Annotated in this window: 17 protein-coding genes and 1 pseudogene; 9 read left to right on the plus strand and 9 right to left on the minus strand. The window is 66.2% G+C overall.

The genetic code is table 11. The annotated features are described in order from the left end of the window. Nucleotides 1-10 precede the first annotated feature (10 nt). Nucleotides 11-373, plus strand: a complete 363-nt coding sequence (locus K0O64_RS06555; protein ID WP_096312727.1) for an Rv1352/Rv1906c domain-containing protein — start codon at nucleotides 11-13, stop codon at nucleotides 371-373. On the opposite strand, the gene K0O64_RS06560 is transcribed toward K0O64_RS06555, so the two are convergent. Then, nucleotides 370-834 (minus strand): OsmC family protein, encoded by a 465-nt coding sequence (locus K0O64_RS06560; RefSeq protein WP_096312728.1) that lies wholly within the window; start codon nucleotides 832-834, stop codon nucleotides 370-372. The genes K0O64_RS06555 and K0O64_RS06560 overlap by 4 nt on opposite strands. A gap of 17 nt (nucleotides 835-851) precedes the next feature. Here K0O64_RS06560 and K0O64_RS06565 point away from each other — a divergent pair, with 17 nt between their 5' ends. Then, nucleotides 852-1475, plus strand: a complete 624-nt coding sequence (locus K0O64_RS06565) for a hypothetical protein (RefSeq protein WP_225933642.1) — start codon at nucleotides 852-854, stop codon at nucleotides 1473-1475. On the opposite strand, the gene K0O64_RS06570 is transcribed toward K0O64_RS06565, so the two are convergent. Both K0O64_RS06570 and K0O64_RS06575 read right to left on the minus strand, forming a co-directional pair. Further along, complete coding sequence (locus tag K0O64_RS06570; protein WP_225933643.1) at nucleotides 1468-1950, minus strand: hypothetical protein; 483 nt, start codon at nucleotides 1948-1950, stop codon at nucleotides 1468-1470. The genes K0O64_RS06565 and K0O64_RS06570 overlap by 8 nt on opposite strands. A gap of 81 nt (nucleotides 1951-2031) precedes the next feature. Then, nucleotides 2032-2406 carry a hypothetical protein gene (locus K0O64_RS06575; RefSeq protein WP_096310446.1) on the minus strand — a complete coding sequence of 125 codons (375 nt, stop codon included), beginning with the start codon at nucleotides 2404-2406 and terminating at the stop codon, nucleotides 2032-2034. 117 nt (nucleotides 2407-2523) lie between these two features. On the opposite strand from K0O64_RS06575, the gene K0O64_RS06580 reads away from it, so the two are divergent. After that, nucleotides 2524-3075, plus strand: coding sequence for a TetR/AcrR family transcriptional regulator (locus K0O64_RS06580; RefSeq protein WP_096310447.1), 552 nt, complete (start codon nucleotides 2524-2526; stop codon nucleotides 3073-3075). Here K0O64_RS06580 and K0O64_RS06585 read toward each other — a convergent pair. Then, nucleotides 3072-3638, minus strand: coding sequence for a TetR/AcrR family transcriptional regulator (locus tag K0O64_RS06585; RefSeq protein ID WP_096310450.1), 567 nt, complete (start codon nucleotides 3636-3638; stop codon nucleotides 3072-3074). The genes K0O64_RS06580 and K0O64_RS06585 overlap by 4 nt on opposite strands. A 138-nt stretch (nucleotides 3639-3776) precedes the next feature. Here K0O64_RS06585 and K0O64_RS06590 point away from each other — a divergent pair. The 3 genes and pseudogenes from K0O64_RS06590 to K0O64_RS06600 all read left to right on the plus strand — a co-directional run bounded on the left by K0O64_RS06590 (nucleotide 3777) and on the right by K0O64_RS06600 (nucleotide 6388). Continuing rightward, nucleotides 3777-4714, plus strand: a pseudogene (locus K0O64_RS06590) (oxygenase MpaB family protein). A gap of 128 nt (nucleotides 4715-4842) precedes the next feature. Continuing rightward, the gene (locus tag K0O64_RS06595) at nucleotides 4843-5319 is read left to right on the plus strand and encodes an HD domain-containing protein (protein ID WP_225933644.1); all 477 of its coding nucleotides are present in this window, start codon (nucleotides 4843-4845) and stop codon (nucleotides 5317-5319) included. Nucleotides 5320-5353: 34 nt separating this feature from the next. Continuing rightward, nucleotides 5354-6388 carry a zinc-binding dehydrogenase gene (locus tag K0O64_RS06600; protein ID WP_071947229.1) on the plus strand — a complete coding sequence of 345 codons (1035 nt, stop codon included), beginning with the start codon at nucleotides 5354-5356 and terminating at the stop codon, nucleotides 6386-6388. Here K0O64_RS06600 and K0O64_RS06605 read toward each other — a convergent pair. The 4 genes from K0O64_RS06605 to K0O64_RS06620 form a co-directional block, all read right to left on the minus strand. After that, nucleotides 6385-7134 (minus strand): class I SAM-dependent methyltransferase, encoded by a 750-nt coding sequence (locus K0O64_RS06605; protein WP_071947228.1) that lies wholly within the window; start codon nucleotides 7132-7134, stop codon nucleotides 6385-6387. The genes K0O64_RS06600 and K0O64_RS06605 overlap by 4 nt on opposite strands. A 130-nt stretch (nucleotides 7135-7264) precedes the next feature. Beyond that, entirely contained in the window at nucleotides 7265-7750 is a 486-nt protein-coding gene (locus K0O64_RS06610; protein ID WP_071947227.1) for a GreA/GreB family elongation factor, read from the minus strand. A gap of 121 nt (nucleotides 7751-7871) precedes the next feature. Continuing rightward, nucleotides 7872-9137 carry an NAD(P)/FAD-dependent oxidoreductase gene (locus K0O64_RS06615; RefSeq protein ID WP_220046230.1) on the minus strand — a complete coding sequence of 422 codons (1266 nt, stop codon included), beginning with the start codon at nucleotides 9135-9137 and terminating at the stop codon, nucleotides 7872-7874. Between the two features lie 134 nt (nucleotides 9138-9271). Then, a complete protein-coding gene (locus K0O64_RS06620; protein WP_225933645.1) occupies nucleotides 9272-10789 on the minus strand; it encodes a PucR family transcriptional regulator in 1518 nt (505 codons plus the stop codon). A 116-nt stretch (nucleotides 10790-10905) separates the two neighbouring features. Here K0O64_RS06620 and K0O64_RS06625 point away from each other — a divergent pair, with 116 nt between their 5' ends. Then, entirely contained in the window at nucleotides 10906-11577 is a 672-nt protein-coding gene (locus tag K0O64_RS06625; RefSeq protein WP_220046491.1) for a VldE C-terminal domain-containing protein, read from the plus strand. 30 nt (nucleotides 11578-11607) lie between these two features. Continuing rightward, nucleotides 11608-12516, plus strand: a complete 909-nt coding sequence (locus K0O64_RS06630) for a DUF4349 domain-containing protein (protein WP_220046490.1) — start codon at nucleotides 11608-11610, stop codon at nucleotides 12514-12516. A 30-nt stretch (nucleotides 12517-12546) separates the two neighbouring features. Here the strand turns inward: K0O64_RS06630 and K0O64_RS06635 are convergent, their stop codons facing one another. Then, nucleotides 12547-14199, minus strand: coding sequence for an Ig-like domain-containing protein (locus tag K0O64_RS06635; RefSeq protein ID WP_220046231.1), 1653 nt, complete (start codon nucleotides 14197-14199; stop codon nucleotides 12547-12549). Between the two features lie 321 nt (nucleotides 14200-14520). Here K0O64_RS06635 and K0O64_RS06640 point away from each other — a divergent pair, with 321 nt between their 5' ends. Next, nucleotides 14521-16158, plus strand: coding sequence for a CocE/NonD family hydrolase (locus tag K0O64_RS06640; RefSeq protein ID WP_220046232.1), 1638 nt, complete (start codon nucleotides 14521-14523; stop codon nucleotides 16156-16158). Nucleotides 16159-16212 lie beyond the last annotated feature (54 nt).

A 16212-nucleotide genomic window follows, 5' to 3' on the forward strand; every position in this document is an offset into this window, starting at 1 on the left:
GGAGGAAACGATGCCGCAGCGGGCTCTGCCTTGGGCGTTGATCGTTGCCACCACAGCTGTGATCGCGGGTGCCGCACCAGCCCATGCTGATCCGCTCGATCCCATTCCGGGAGAAGGCTTCTTCCTCGTCGGAGCCGACATCGCACCGGGGGTGTACAACACGAGCGGGTCGGCGTCGGCCTGGGCGGTCTACATCAACGACGTGCCGACGCAGGGCTCGATGTGCGTGTGGTTCACCTACAGCACGCCGGACGCGAACAAGGACCACGTCGTCGCGACGAACATGTCCATCGGCCCGATGAACGTGGCGATCAATTCGACGGTGAAGGCCTTCGAGTCACACAACTGTGAGCCATGGACACGGGTGACCTAGACCGCGAGCGACGTCGCGATGTCGACCTCGGAGGTGAGCGTCTGATGCACCGGGCACCGCTCGGCGATCGCGAGCAGCCGTTCGCGTTGGCTGTCGTCGAGGTCCCCGACCAAGGTGATGGTCCGATCGATGTGGCTGATCCACCCCTTCTTGGTTTCACATTCCGCACAGTCTTCGGCGTGAATCCGCTTGTGCCGCAAGCTCACCTCCACCCGCTCAAGCGGCCAGCCCTTCTTGTTCGCGTACATTCGCACCGTCATCGAGGTGCACGCCCCAAGACCGGCCAGCAGCAGGTCGTAGGGCGTCGGCCCCTCGTCGTCGCCGATCGGCAGTGGTTCGTCCGCGAACAACTGATGCGGCCCAGCGGTGATTCGTTGTGTGTAGGTCCCCGTGCCGGTCTCGGTCACGGTCACAGTGCCTTCGGTCGACGTAGCGTGACCGTCGGAGGTGTCTGCCGTCATGGCTGCCATCCAACACCATGGCGGAGAACAGCTTCGTCCCGTCCCGCACAAGTGAGGCACATATGAACAGCAGCCGGTGGTCGATGATCTGCGTGGTCTCCGCAGTGGTGATCGGAGGCGTTACGGCGTCACCCACAGGCAGCGCCGACCCGACAACCGGCTCTGTGGTCACGCTGCAGCAGCTGCTGTCCGCGCCGGTGCCGGCACTGTGTGAGCACGACCCCGGTGACCTCGTGAACGGCACACTCCCACAACAAGAATCACATCGCGGACATGTGGGAATCGCCAGGAGATACGACCAACCGGGCGAGCCCTACAAGGTTGCGTTCGGCAGCCTGACCGGCGCGGACAGCATCGACGCAGCGATGGTGACCGACTGCAGCGCCGGCGGGGTGCCGTGGCCGGAAACCGTGCAGCTCTACACCGCCGGGCCCACCCGGTTGGGCGGTGTGGACCTCGGCGACATCACCCACAGCCGCGAAGTGGTGACGGATCTGTCCATCAGCGACGGCGTAGTTCGCGTGCACTGGTTGGCCAATGGCCCCAACGATGGTGAATGCTGCCCGTCGATTCAGATGGCCGCCGACTTGCGCTGGGACGGCTTGACTGTGCGCGCCGAGAACGTCCGCAGGCTCAACTGACCGGCGTCGGCTGAATCGACACCAGACGGAAGGTGTCGGACGAAGCGTCATCCGGCGTGAAGCTGACCAGCAGAGTGTTCGGTGGGAAATGCGTGGCAAGTTCATTCAGCGTCCTCGGCATGAACACCCGGGACTTGGCATTGCCGTACCAGTTCGGATCGGATGGGTCGACGCTGAGGCTGCTCACGCTGTCGATGGTGGCGTCCCACTGCTTGACGGCCTCCGGTGCCGCATCGCCGAAGCCCGTCGACTTCAAATACACATCGCCCTGTCCCGCAAGGGTTATCGCTGTGCTGCCACCGACGGGCGTGCCGGTGGTGGTGCCGTTGACGGCATCGGCCGTGACCGACGCCAGACGTGCGGTGCAGACGTTGTCGACGACATTGGGTGGCATGCACGAAGCCGGCAGCGGGTCGGCATGTGCCGCAGCGGCGGACATCGCGAAAGTTGAGACCGTCACGCCGACGGCGACCAATGCACGACCGTGCCGGTTCCGCATGGCGGTCCCCCTTTCGCGTCTCTGAACTGTATTCGGTCCGTTCGGCGTGGGAGTTACCTACGCCGAGAGCAATTCGTGCTCGTCCCGGCCGCGCGCGGCAGCTATTGGCACGACGGCCGCCCGAGGATGGGGGCGATAGCTGTCGAGATAGTCGTCGACCTGCTGTTGACGAAGCGGCACGGAGAAGATGCTCACCGGACTGGTCGCCTCGATGAAGACACCGGACTCCGACAGTCGTCGTGACGCCGCGCGGAAACCTGCCACCGAACCGCCAAGGCAGGCGATCAGTCCCACTCCGAACACCACCGCTGCGGAGGCGGTACCGGTCGCCAGGGCGGCGACGAAGAGTCCGAGCGTGGCGAAGGCCAGTAACAGAAGGAGGTAGCCGACGGCGGAAGCAGTCGAGGCGGAAGTGCGCCGGTCAGTGCTCATAGATCTCATCTCCAAAATATCACCAGAAGAAACGATACGCGTAGCGTAGCGATCGCTACGTATAGCGTAGCGTAAGCAGGCGTCGGGTTATTCCCGTGCAGGTGAGAGAGGAGAGCGATGGCATCCCGCCACCGCGTCGAGGAGGGCATCGCCGATTCGACGTTGCACTTATTGCGCGCTGGGGGACCGCGTGCCGTCACCGTCGAGGCCGTCGCCGCACACTCCGGAATCGCGAAGACAACGATCTACCGTCGGCACCCGAATCGTCGGGACATGTTGTCGAGTGCACTGTCGGCGGTCGCATCGCCGGAGCCGCCGGGCTCGGGGGCCGACGCCGCCGATCAGCTTCGGTGGCTCATCGACCATGCTGTCGAAACCATCGACAGCGGCATCGGCTTCGGCGGTCTTGCGGCGATGCTGACCGACGATGACCCGGAATTCACTGCCGTGTTCCGCGCCATCCTTACCGGCCAGCGGGCCGAACTGTCGGCCGTCATCGACAGCGCGAAAGCCAGCGGCTCGATGCGGGCCGACATCGACAACGCGACGTTGATCGACGCGATCGTCGGCGCCTACATTGCCGAGCGCGCCCGTACCGGGCAGGTGGCCGACGGCTGGCGCGAGCGGCTCTTCGAGCTCTTCTGGCCGGCGGTCCGAGCCGACGGTTAGTCGCGACCACCGGCCAGCAGGCCGGCTGAGGCGAACTTCAGCCCGGCCCGCAGCTCGTCCAGTGAAATAGGGTCGTCAGATTCGATGTAGCGCATGGTCGTTGCGACGGCCATGTTGAAGAACAGCCATGCCAAGGCGCTGGTGCTCAGCTCGTCGCGATAGTGGCTGCGGTAATGCGTCATGTGCAGTCGGGTCATTGCCAGGAGGGTGGCGTTGAGCCCGGACACGCTCTCGAATGTCCGGACGTGCTCGGGGCGTTCGTTGAGGTAGCGGATCAGCCGACGGTTGGCGATCGTGAAGTCGATGAGCATGTCGATCGACGACTCCATCGCCGACTCCGGCCGCTCGAGGGTGTGCGCTCGCAGCATTTCCTCGATCGCGGGGGCCTGCTCTGCGGCGAGCTGCTCGACCGCGGCGTTGATCATCTGATCCTTGTTCTCGAAGTATTGGTAGATCGACCCCTTGCTGATTCCGGCTTTGTCCGCGATCAGGTTGGTGGTGATCTCCTCGGGAGCGTGGCGATGCAGCAGTGTCGCGGTCGTGGAGACTATTTTTGCGACCATCTCACGAGAGCGTGCCTGCTGCGGCGCTTTGCGACGCTCTGACCTGGGCTTAGCTGTGCTCACGGAACGCTCCTGACGCGACTTGAATGCGACCTGACAGTCAGGTTAGCGTCTGGCCAACCGACAGGAGGGTCACCGATGACCGCGACACCGGACCTTGACGTCCACCAGGAGCTCGCCGACTCCGGGCCGATCGAACTCGTACCGCCGGACTCGCTGACCGCCGAGCACACCGGGCACTGGACGTTCCTCATCCTCGAGGGCGCGGCATTCATGATGCAGGCCATGCACCCCGTCATCGCCGAGGTCACCGGAAAGTACTCCGCAGCCTTCCACGGCGACCCGGGCGGCCGTGCGATCCGCTCCGTCGACTCCGTGCTGCGCTGGACCTACGGGGGAGCGGAAGCCGCCGCCGAAGGCGACCGGGTTCGTGATCTGCACAAGCCGATCACGATGAAGAGCGCCGAAACCGGCAAGCAGATCAGCGCGTTGAACCCCGAGGCCTATCAATGGGTCATCGCCACCGGATACATCGTCAACGCACAAGCCGGACGGCTGATGATCGGCCGGGAGTTCACCGACGCGGAAAAAGATGAGCTGCTGCGAGATAACCGCCGTCTGGCTCGGCTGCTCCACGTGCCGATGCGTGGTTATCCCAAGACGCAACGGGAGATGGCCGCCTATTACGAGGCGATGATCGACACACTGCAGGGCACGCCGCAGGCGCTGTCGTTGATCGAAGACCTGAAGAACGGCAGGGTCGAGGTGCCGCCGTCGACGCCGAAGCCGGTAGCTGCCGCGGTGCGCACCGCGCTCAAGCCCGCGCTGCGGCTGAACTACCTCTCGATCGTCGGACTGCTGGATCCGCGGTTGCGGGAGAAACTCGGTGTCACCTGGAGCGACGAGGAGGAGCGGCAGCTCACCCGCAGGTATACGGCGATCCGGACCGCCTACCGGGTGCTGCCCGAGCGGCTGACCTACTTCCCGTTGGCGTATCACGCGCGCAAGCACCCAAGTGCCTCGAGAAAATGAAGCAGCGCCAACAGAAGTCATTCGCCTACAACCTGCCGAAGTAGAGCGTGGGCGGGGACAATCTGAAGTCATGTTCCCCTCGACACCCTCGGCCACGGCCGCAGTCTCTGTGGCGACGCGCTTCTACACGCCGGCGTTGTTCAACCACTGTGCGCGTTCGTATGTGTGGGGCATGAAATACGCAGCCGCACATGACATCACCTTCGATGACGAGCTGTATTTCGTAGCGGCCATGCTGCACGACCTTGCGCTCACGGCCCCCTTCGACAGTCATCGAATCGCCTTTGAGGAAGCCGGCGGCGACCTCGCCTGGGTGTTCGCGGTGGCGGCCGGGTGGCCAGTCGATCGGGCGGCCCGGGCAGAGGAAATCATCGTGTTGCACATGCGCGACGACGTCGCCGCCGACGTCGATCCCGAGTCTCACCTGTTGCAGGTGGCGACCGCGTGGGACGTCGCCGGGCGGCGCCCGGAAGAGTTCGCCTCAGAGGTGCGAGCCCAAGTCCTCGAGCAGTATCCCCGGCTGGGATTCGGCGAGGAGTTTCTGGCCTGCTTCGAAGACCAGGCCCGACGCAAGCCGGACGGCGCCGCGGCAGCCGCCGTCGCGAGCAATGGTGCCGCGCGAATCAGGGCGAATCCGCTCGACCAGTAGGCGTGCGAAATTTCGCGGCGCATATCGTCGAGGCATGCGAGCAACCGTGATGTACGAAGCCGGCGACGTGCGCGTCGAAGAGGTTCCCGACCCCGTCCTCAAAGACCCCACCGACGCGATCGTGCGCGTCACCCGCGCGTGCATCTGCGGCAGCGATCTGTGGCCGTACCAGTCCATGCCGCATAAGGACGGCGGCCGCCGGATGGGGCACGAGTTCATCGGCATCGTCGAGGACGTCGGCACCGACGTGAGCGGCTTGCAGCGCGGAGATCTCGTCGTCGCGCCGTTCGTGTGGGCCGACAACACCTGCGACTTCTGCCGCGAGGGTCTCCAGACCTCATGCCGCCACGGCGGCGGCTGGGGAGCCCGCGGGGTCGACGCGGGCCAGGGTGAAGCCGTCCGCGTGCCCCAGGCGCAGGGCACTCTGGTGAAGCTGCCGGTCGCCGAGGACTCGGCGCTGATGCCGTCGCTGCTGACCCTGTCCGACGTCTTCTGTACCGGCCACCACGGGGTGGTGACCGCCCGGGTGCGGCAGGGGTCGTCGGTGACCGTCATCGGCGACGGTGCGGTTGGGTTGTGCGCGGTGCTGGCCGCCAAGCGCCTCGGCGCCGAGCAGATCATCCTCAACGGCCGCCATACGACCCGGACCGATCTGGGTCGCGATTTCGGCGCGACCGACGTGGTCGCCGAACGCGGCGACGAAGCCGTCGAGAAGATTCGCGAACTCACCGGCGGCGACGGTACCCATGCGGTCATCGAATGTGTCGGGACGGAACAGGCGTTGGTCACGGCTCTCGGTGCTGTCCGCGCCGGCGGCGCGGTCAGCCGGCTTGGGGTGGCCCAATACCGCCAGGGGCCAATGGGATTCGACATGATGATGCGCAACATCACCCTCACCGGTGGTGCCGCGCCGGCCCGCGCCTACATCGAGGAACTCATGCCGGACATCCTCGACGGTGCCATCGAACCGGGCCGGGTCTTCGACCGCACCATCGGCCTCGACGAGACGCCTGACGGCTACCGCGCGATGGCCGACCGTGAAGCCCTGAAGGTGCTGATCCAGCCCTAGGCTGATGTACCTCTAGCGGCCCACGCGGTCGCGGTGACCGGGAACGGGCCGTCGCCCAGCCGCTCGCGAGCCGCAGACTCGAGACGGGTGAGGGCGTCGGGCTCGAGTCGCCGCACGTATTCGCCGGCGGGGCCGACACCGAATGTGTATGGGTGCCACCACTCGTCGAACGTCGCGTGCAGGACTCGCACGGAGATGGATTCCTCACGTACGTCGCTCAATCCGGCGTCGCCGAATAGTTCGGTGAGGTGCCCTGCAGACGCCCCGGACTGGAACGCTTCGTCCTGAGCGTCCGCGTCGATCGTGTGCACCGCGTCCCAGAACGGCGCCAGAGCGCCGGTCGCACCGTCCCACAGGCAGGCCGCGACGACGCCTCCGGGGCGTGTTACGCGTGCCATCTCCCGCAGGCCGGCCACCGGGTCGGTCATGAAGTGCACCACCAGCTGCGCCAGTGCCGCGTCGAATGATGCCGACTCATAGGGCAACTCCTCCGCGACCCCCAGCCGCACGTCGACGTCCGGCAGCCGCTTCGCGAGTGCGGCGACGAACGGCGGTGACGGGTCGATCCCGGTGACGTCGGCTCCAGCCGAGTGCAGATGTGCGGTGAGGGCGCCGGTTCCGCACCCCACGTCCAGGACCTTGTCGCCGGGACCGACCCCGGCGAATGAAGCGAAGACCGACGCCAACGGTTCGGCGTAACGGCCCATGAACCGGGCGTAGTCCTCGGGCGGGACCACAAAACTCACCCGGTCAATGCTATTCGGTTGTGCGGCAACGATCTAGTCACTCAGGGTCGGATTCCAGTTCCCGGCCGCGCCAGTCCACCACGTCGGCAACGCCCCGCCCTCGGATTCCCAACGCTGCAGCCAGATGGATTCATCGACTTTCGGCATGTTCGTGTCCTTTCGCGGTGTGCATGCCGTAGGGCACGGCCCTGAGAACGGTGACGGAAAGTACTGCACCGCTGGGCAGTTCGTAGTCGCGTCGCTGACCCGGGCGCGCACCTGTGATTGCAGCGCCCAGCGGCGACTGCACTGAGTAGACCTCCAAGTCGCCGTACTCGGCGCCCCGGATCCCCAAGAGAAAGGTTTCGATGTCGCCGGTGTCGTCGTACCGGATGGTCACGACCATGCCGGGCTCGGCGATGCCGTCGTCGGGCGGATCCTCACCGACGACAGCGGTGACCAGCAAGTCGTGAATCTGCTGGATTCGGTTCCACCAGCCGCGTTGAACGGCCGCTGCGTTCTCGTCGGTGTCGCCGTTGAGCGCCCCGGCGGCTGAGAGTCGGCGCAGCGTTGCCAATTCCTGCTGGAGCCGCTCGTAGGCCTGTGGCGATATCCAGACGCGTTGGGTCGTGATCATCGGGTGTTCCTTCCAAACAAGGCGTCACAAAGGTTGTCGTCAGGGGCGGGCTGTGGCATGTGCTCCGCCCCTGACGACTCGGTGTCCCCGGTCGGGGCTGGTTTGTGGTCGCGGCGGGTGGTCAGCGGCCGACGCGACGCAGCGGATCGAACTCGCGCAGGACCTCAGGCTGCTTTCCGGTGGTGATGTATTCCGCCAGTAGTCGCCCAGTCACCGGGCCCTGCGCCAATCCCCACATGCCGTGGCCGCCGGCGACATAGATTCCGGGCGACGTCTCTCCGATCAGGGCTCGTCCGTCAGGGGTGACCGGTCGCGCACCGACCCAGGTGTCGGTGCGTTCGCTCCATCGAACTCCCCGGAGTAATGGACCGGCCGAGTCGACGATCGCGGCCACTCGCTCGGGCCGTGGCCGCTCGTAGGGTTCGCGAAACTCCATGGTGCCGGCTACCCGCAGAGCACCCTTGTACGGCGTGCACGCCACCCGCGCATCCGGTAGGTAGATCGGTCCGGGAACGGGCCGGTCGACCGGCACGGTGAACGAGTACCCGCGGGCCGACCGCACCGGCACCCGGACCCGGTGGCCCGCGAGTCTCGCGAGACCCGCCCCGGTAGCGATGACCGCGACGTCCGCGCGCAACGGCGGAGCGCTGCGCGGGTAGACGCTCGCGCCATTGCTGATGCAGACCACGTCGCTGACCTCCAGAATGCGCATCGTCGCGCCGCGCTCCTCGACTGCGCGGCCCAGGCTGCGGACGAACCTGCCCGGGTCGACGAATCGCTGTCCGTTGATGTTCAGTCCGGCGCCGACGGCAGCCGATGCCAGCGGCACCTGTTCCCGCAGTGCCGCACCGCTCAATCCGGTGATGAACAGTGGGTGGCCGCTCTTTTCGAACTTGCGAAGCTCACGGATCATCGCGTCGGCCTCGTCGGTGGTGCGGAACAACGCCGTGACAGGGGCGTCGGTGACCGGGGCATCGACACCGTTGGCGACCAGGACATCGAACGCTTCGATGCACTCCTCATCGAGCGGAGCGTTGGCCCGCGCCACGCGGTTCCATGACGACCGCCGGCAATTCGCGGCGAATTGCAGCAGAAACAGCGCCAGCGACGCGTCGGCTCGCAGCGGTATGTGCAGCGGTGAAGCGGGGTCGAGCAGCGAGCTCAAACCGCGGCGCAGAACGGACGGCGAGTTCAGCGGCAGGGTCAATCCGGGTGAGATCCAACCGGCGTTGCCCCAGGAAGCGCCGGCGGCCACGCCCATGCGGTCCACCACCGTCACCTCGACCCCGCGCTCCTGCAAGAACCACGCTGTCGACAACCCGACGATCCCCGCACCGACCACGATCGCCGATCGCGGTCCGCCGTCGATGCGTCCTGCGCCGCCCACCACACACCTCCAGACTCGAAACTGCTGATGCCTCCACAGTGGCTGTCGGCCGCTGGAACCGGTCGTCGAATCTCGACAGGTGCCCAGCGAAAGACTGTCGGTTTCCGACAAAAGCCCCAGTGGTCGGCGGGCAGCTATGCGGTGTCGGTGGCGGCCAGTTCGATCATCATTGCCAGCCGCTTCTTTGGATCACCGAGCGGCAGAGTGGTGATCTCGTTCATCTTGCGCAAGCGGTAGCGCACCGTGTTCTCGTGCACCCCCAAGAGGCGGCCTGCTTCTGCCGGGTCGCCCTGTGATGCCAGCCAAGCCCGCAGAGTCGTCACGTGGTTGGTGCCGTGGGCCTGATCGTGCCGTCGAAGTTCGGCGAGCGGTCCCCGGTCGGGTGACCGGCCCGAGCCGGCCGCAGTTCTCAGCCGCTGCAACAGGATGTCGTCGCAGGATTCGTCGTAAACCGGCGGCGGATTGTCCTCAGATCCAATCCCGTTGAGCGCCAGGCACTCGTCGGCCTCGTGCCGCGCCGCGACCAGATCGGCCGTCCCGGCCACCCCGCTGATACCGGCTGTGACAGCAACCCGCTCGGGCAGCGCCGCGGCCAGATCGGCCACCCAACGCCGTGCCCCTGCAGACGAATCGCCGGGCAGCACCGTGTAGACCGTGCTGCCCGCCAAGGCACTTCGACCCGGCCGCGACCAACCGAACCCGGTGGTGGCGCGTTCAAACGCCAACAACAGTGCGGCATCTCGTTGTCCCCCGATGGACGCCTGCAGCGCGATTACTCGTAATGGGCTGTGCGGCAGTCCCAGTCGACTGGCCGCGGTCGCGGCATCTGCGCTGCCTTCCAGCAATCTGATCACCAGATCCGACTCCACCTGTCGCTCGAGGTCGGCACTGGCACGAGAGCGCAGCAGATGCAAGGAGACGGTGCGCGCCCCATCGGCCAGCGCGGTCAGGGCTGTGCCCGTCAGTGGCGCGTCACACGCCACCCACACCGATCCCATGAGTTCGCGTCCAGAACGCACTGCAACGACCATGCGCCCCGTCAGGCCGTGGTCCCTGTCCTCGCCCACGAACAACGGTTCGTCGGAATCGGCCAGATGTTGCGACACGCCCTGGTCGTCGAAGAACGCGCGTAGTCGCTCGGGAGTTCGGCGATCCATGATGGTCTGCACCCGCGCCGGGTCGGCGTGCTGTTGCATCGTGGAATAGGCCAATACCCGCGAGAGCCGGTCCTCGATCGTCACCGCCCCGCCAGTAGCCTCCGCCAAGCTGTCGGCAAGCGCGAACAGGTCCGTCGGGCCGCGCCCGGACTCGGTTTCGCGGCCCTCCAACACAAGGCCGTACACGACGGCCGCCACTTCACTCCACGACATCGACGGATCGATCATCACCACCGCGACACCATCGGCCGCGCCTTCAGCTGCGGCGTCATCCTGGTCGTCTCGTGCGAGGACGACGAGCGCGCGCGCCGTGGCGGCCCAGTGCACAGCTTCCTGCGCCGAACGCGCTCCGAGGCCGAGCAGCACGTCGCCGATGACGGTGTGCCCCTCTACGGTGGCGGGCATGGCGACGCTGCGCAGTTGCGTAGACCGCGGGATCGGGCAAACCCGCAGGCGTGCCCCGTAATTGCCCAGCACATTGACCAGCCGGTCCAACGTGACACTGTTTCTCCCGACGCCGCCGATCAACCAGCCTAGCCAGCATGCCCCAGAAGTCACGATGACCCTGCGGACGAAGGTTGCCACACCAGGTCGCTGACAGCAGTAAAGTGCTGCTCGTGGTCAACGTGTTCGCCGGCGCCCGAGGTCGCTGGCTGGCGGTTGCCGCCTCGCTGACCGTCGCCGGGGGCATGTTCTATGCCCAGAGCACCGAAAGCCCGAAGTGTTGCGTTGCGGCGCCGTCAGTTTCGCCCGCCGCCCAGACCTCGATCGCGGCGGACATGCCGCGCATCGCCCAGCCCACCGAGGCGGAACTGCTGGCGGCCAGTGCACCCGTCGCCGGCGCCGACTTCCAGCTGGCCCTGCCGAAGGGCATTGCCCCCGAGGCAGGATTGCAGGTTCACACCATCTGGGTGGCCCGCGCGATCAGCGTGATGTTCCTGGAAATCAAGACCATCGGCGGCTACCGGCAGGATCCGTTGCCGTGGCACCCCAACGGCTTGGCCATCGACGTGATGATCCCGAACTACCACACCCCGGAGGGCATCGAGCTCGGCAACCAGATCGCCGGCTTCGCCCTGGCGAACGCCAAGCGGTGGGGCGTGCTGCACGTGATCTGGCGCCAAGGCTTCTACCCGGGCATCGGGGCGCCGAGTTGGACCGCCGACTACGGCAACGAGACCGCCAACCACTACGACCACGTCCACATCGCCACCGACGGTGGCGGATACCCGACCGGACACGAGACGTACTTCCTCGGGTCCATGCGATCAGAGCCGGCCTGACAGGTGCATACCGCGAAAACACGCGTGGCGATGCTGGCTGTGGCAGGCATGGCCGTCCTGAGTCCGCTGACCGCGTGCGCCGGATCGACTCCGCGCCCCGCGACCGCGCCGGCACCGCCGGCCAGTTCGGGGGAGGCCGCCGGGGCGCCGATGCCGCAGGACGTTCCCGGTCAACCGCCGACGGCCAAACGCGATGTGGTTAAGACCGCGTCGATGTCGATCTCGGTGGCTCACCCGGCAGAGGCCGCGGACAAGGCCGCCGTGATCGTCGAGAACGCCGAGGGCCGAGTCGACAGCCGCTCTGAGGACGCGGGTTCCGGCACGGGACGGGCTCGGTCGACGGTGGTCTTGCGGGTGCCCGCGGCCAAGCTCGACGAAACCCTGCGGGAACTCAAGACGCTGGGCACCGTGGAACACGTACAGGTCAGTGCCGACGATGTCACCGCCCAGCGGGTCGACCTCGACGCCCGGATCACGGCATTGCAGACGTCGGTGGACCGGCTGCTGGGCATCATGCGCGACGCCAGGGACCCCGACGCCCTGATCAAAGCCGAAAGTGCGCTGTCCGAGCGGCAGGCTGATCTCGACAGCCTGCGGGCCCAGCGTCAGGCGCTCGGCGACCAGATTGACTACAGCACCGTCGACGTCACCTTCATCGCCCAGGAGATCGGCGGACCGGCGCCCACCGAGTACCGAGGCTTCTTCGGCCAGATCGAACGGGGTTGGGACACACTGGTTTCGGTGGCCGGCAACCTCGTGCTGCTGTTCGGTCTGCTGCTGCCCTGGTTGGCGGTGCTGGCCGTCGCCGCCGCCATCATCTACGTCATCGTGCGGTGGGCGAAGGCGCGACAGCCCGCACCGCAGCAGCCGCAACCTCCGCAGCAGCCGCAGCCCGCGCCGGTCGGTGCCCCTCGCGAAGACGAGACCCCGCCCAGCTGACATGGCGCCTGGCCGACGGAGTGCGAACTCCTACAGCGATAGGTAATTCCTCGGATTGACGCGTCCCGAGATCCCATTCCGGCTATTCAGTGGCATTGGGAGCACTTCGAAGTGCAGATGCGGCCCGGTGCAGGTCCCTGTACATCCCACGTACCCGATGACCTGTCCCTTCGAGACAGTCTGGCCCTGATCCACGATCGTCCGAGACAAGTGCGCATAGCCCGTCATGATGCCAAGGCCGTTGTGCTGCACGAGGACGCTGATCCCAGCCGAGGATCCCATCCAATTGGATCGTGCTCCGTTGTTCCCATCGGTTCCCCAGCCTTCGAAGTAGATGACTCCGTCGGCGGCAGCGTAGACGGGTGTCCCAGATGCAACCGCCAGATCGATTCCGGTGTGTCCGTTGCCATACTCCTGGGTGATGCGATATCCGTTCACCGGGCGGGTGAATGGGCTTGGCGGCGGGGGCTCGGCGACGTCTATGACGGTGATGTTCACTGTGCCGACCGAAACGGATCCGCTGCCGTCGCCGACGGTGTAGCTGAAGCTGTCGGTGCCGTAGTAGTTCGCCGCGGGGGTGTAGGTAAAGCTTCCGTCGGCGTTGACGCTGGCGCTGCCGTGGGCCGGCAGCGTGTTGAGAGCGGCGGTCAAGGGGTCGCCGTCGGCGTCGGTGTCGTTGGCCAACAGGTTGTTTGTGAGCGATGTGTCTTCGTTCATCGTGTAGTTGTCGGTTACCGCGTTCGGAAGGTGGTTTACCGGAGTGGAGACCGCCGTGAGAACGTGGTAGACCAGAGCAGCGATTGGGCCACCGATGACCGGGACCATTCCGATGACATCTTTCGTCATGTCGCCGATCTCATCCAGCACGTCGGCGACGTCACCTCGCGTGACCGCGGATGAAAATTCGACGAAATCCTGCACGAGGCTCAAGCCGTTGTAAAGGGTTCCGAACACTGGCACCCAGCCCAGGGATCCATTGACCGCCGCGTCGGCCGCTTCCCGTTCCGATTCCGTTTTTGCGACCGCTCGTGCTGTCGAGGCGATAGCGGTTCGTGTCGCGGGCGCTCCGGTGGCCGGACCTACTGCAGTGCCAGGCATTTCAGTGTCCGGGGATCCACCGGCCGCTGATGCCGTCAGTAGCGATGGGCGGTGGTCTATGCGCGTGCTTTCGCTCTGTCTGGCGAACAGCCACACCGTTTCGACGAGACCACCAAGTGGGAGAACCGGCAGTTTTGGAGTGAGGGCTTGGTTGCCGAATTTGATCTCGCCGAGGACGCGGTCGGCAGCAGTGATAGATGCTGAGGTGGAATCCGAAGCGACCGCTCCCGGCTCGGACGTCGGTGTGTGCGTGGTCAGTCGAGCCGACGGTGAATTCCTTGCCGTCGGCTTGGTCGGCTTGTTCAAGCTCCTCGACCGAACTGTGCCCTGATCGACGGTCTTGCTCGGCAGGTTCTGATTACTGCGCGAGCTCTTAGCTGTATTACTGCTGGAGTCGACACTGTTGGCGTTCGTAGCGGTGCCGGGTGCCGCGGTCGCGACGCCCTGCCCACAGGTCGCCAGCGCCGCGCCAAGGCCGATACTCACCACCGCGATGCGCAACCATTCAGCAGACGTGCTCCGATGTGCTTTCGTGGATTTGCCAAAAGGCCAAACCGACGTGTTCTCAGGATTGGCAGCCGCCATCTGTTGTTCCCCCGTCATCGAGGTTTCGCATCCGCGCGAAACTGTGAGCGAGGTGGATATTAACTGTGGGAACGCTGTACGGCGAGTGTTTGACGTAATCGCGTCTAATCTGCGGCGCGCCGTCTTCGCTGAGACGGCGCGGTCGGGTCTACGAACACGCCCCGGGTCAACTCGCGGTGCTAGGTTTCCACTGCGACCCACGACCAGGCGACATGACGGAGGTACGGCTGCTGAAGCAGCAACACCGCAACGACTGGCGCGTTGCCACGCTGGCGTTCACCCGGCGTAGAGGAGTCAACGACATCCGCCCGCCCAGCTGACATGGCGACTCGATACGACCGGCCGTGGCGACGGCCCGGCGCGGCCGCCTATGCCCGACGCCGGATCCGGACCTTCCTGCACCCGCCGGTGACCGTCGTGCCCGCGCCTGCCGATCTGATCAAGGACCACGACGTCGCGGTGCGGATGCGCGACGGAGTCACGTTGCGTGTCAACGTCTATCGCCCGCCGGGTGAGGGCCCCTTCCCGGTCATCATGTCGGTGCACCCGTACGGTAAGGACGCGCTGCCGCGGCGGACCCGTCGCGGCTGGCGGCTCAACTTCCAATTCCGGATCATGAATCAACCAGAGCCCGTGCGGATTTCGAGCGAGACCGGGTGGGAGGCGCCCGACCCCGTGGCGTGGGTCGGTCGCGGCTACGTCGTGATCAACGCCGACGCGCGGGGTGCGGGCACCTCCGACGGGACCGGCTCGCTGTTGACCGACGACGAGGCCTGTGACACCTACGATCTGATCGAATGGGCCGGAACCCAACCCTGGTCCAGCGGCCGGGTGGGCATGCTGGGTGTGTCGTATCTGGCGCTCTCGCAATACAAGCCGGCGGGACTGCATCCGCCGCACCTCGCGGCGATCTGCCCCTGGGAGGGTTTTACCGACGCCTACCGCGATTTCATGACGCCGGGTGGTGTCCCCGAACGCGGCTTCTCGGTGATCTGGCAGACCCTGACGCGCCGCGTTGCCCGCCTGTCGGTCGACCTCGCCGAGCAGCGCCGCAGGCATCCGCTGCGCGATGCGTGGTGGCAATCCATCACCCCGGATCTGGCGCGCATCGAGGTGCCGATCCTGGCCTGTGCCAGCTTCTCCGACCACAACCTGCACAGTCAGGGCTCGTGGCGGCTCGTCGAGGAGGCCGGCTCGCACGAGCGCAGCGCCTACGCGCACCGCGGTGGCAAGTGGGCCGTCTTCTACAGCGTCGAGGCACAACGGGCCCAGGCGGCCTTCTTTGACCGTCATCTGAAGAATCTCGACGTGCCCGCCTTGCCGCGCGTCCGGCTGGAAGTTCGCGAACGCCGCGACGCGGTGGTCACGGTGCGCGACGAGCACGAGTGGCCACTGGCCCGAACTCGTTGGACCACACTGCATCTCGGCGACGACGGCACGCTCACCGGATCCGAACCCGCCACCACCGGCACCGCGACGTTTCGGCTGCGTCGCCAAGCCGTGGCCTTCTCGCACCGCTTCGACCGCGACGTCGAGCTCACCGGCCCGATGAGCCTGCGGCTGCGGGTTTCGTTGCACGGCGCCGACGACGCGCACCTGTTCGTCGGCGTCGAGAAGTGGAGCGACGGCCATTACGTACCGTTCGAAGGCTCCTACGGTTACGGCCGGGACCGGATCGCCGACGGCCGGCTCCGGCTGGCGTTGCGCGAATCCCTGGACGCCGCGCACCCGGTGCGGCCGGGTGAAATTGTCGATGCCGACATCGCGTTGAGTGCGTCGTCGACAGTGTTCCGCGCCGGCGACGAGCTGCGGCTGCTGATCGCCGGCCGCTACCTCGAGCCGTTCAATCCACTGTTCGGCCACCTGCCCGCGCGGTACTCGCCCAGCCGTCGCGGGAGCGCCGTCGTGCACTGGGGACCGGGCGCCTCGACGTTGACGATTCCTGTCATACCCGGATGAGAATGTTGTGGCCTCGGCGTTCCGACCTTTAGGCACCACGACAACTTCCGGAGG

The sequence above is a fragment of the Mycolicibacterium pallens genome (genome assembly GCF_019456675.1).
Classification (GTDB): domain Bacteria; phylum Actinomycetota; class Actinomycetes; order Mycobacteriales; family Mycobacteriaceae; genus Mycobacterium; species Mycobacterium crocinum.

Excerpts from the sequence above, each read along its gene's own strand:
- K0O64_RS06580 (WP_096310447.1), top strand. The coding sequence starts at position 2,524 with ATGGCATCCCGCCACCGCGTCGAGGAGGGCATCGCCGATTCGACGTTG.
- K0O64_RS06565 (WP_225933642.1), top strand. The coding sequence starts at position 852 with ATGGCGGAGAACAGCTTCGTCCCGTCCCGCACAAGTGAGGCACATATG.
- K0O64_RS06635 (WP_220046231.1), bottom strand. The coding sequence starts at position 14,199 with ATGGCGGCTGCCAATCCTGAGAACACGTCGGTTTGGCCTTTTGGCAAA.
- K0O64_RS06630 (WP_220046490.1), top strand. The coding sequence starts at position 11,608 with ATGCTGGCTGTGGCAGGCATGGCCGTCCTGAGTCCGCTGACCGCGTGC.
- K0O64_RS06640 (WP_220046232.1), top strand. The coding sequence starts at position 14,521 with ATGGCGACTCGATACGACCGGCCGTGGCGACGGCCCGGCGCGGCCGCC.
- K0O64_RS06595 (WP_225933644.1), top strand. The coding sequence starts at position 4,843 with ATGAAATACGCAGCCGCACATGACATCACCTTCGATGACGAGCTGTAT.
- K0O64_RS06600 (WP_071947229.1), top strand. The coding sequence starts at position 5,354 with ATGCGAGCAACCGTGATGTACGAAGCCGGCGACGTGCGCGTCGAAGAG.
- K0O64_RS06610 (WP_071947227.1), bottom strand. The coding sequence starts at position 7,750 with ATGATCACGACCCAACGCGTCTGGATATCGCCACAGGCCTACGAGCGG.
- K0O64_RS06585 (WP_096310450.1), bottom strand. The coding sequence starts at position 3,638 with ATGGTCGCAAAAATAGTCTCCACGACCGCGACACTGCTGCATCGCCAC.
- K0O64_RS06560 (WP_096312728.1), bottom strand. The coding sequence starts at position 834 with ATGACGGCAGACACCTCCGACGGTCACGCTACGTCGACCGAAGGCACT.
- K0O64_RS06575 (WP_096310446.1), bottom strand. The coding sequence starts at position 2,406 with ATGAGCACTGACCGGCGCACTTCCGCCTCGACTGCTTCCGCCGTCGGC.
- K0O64_RS06555 (WP_096312727.1), top strand. The coding sequence starts at position 11 with ATGCCGCAGCGGGCTCTGCCTTGGGCGTTGATCGTTGCCACCACAGCT.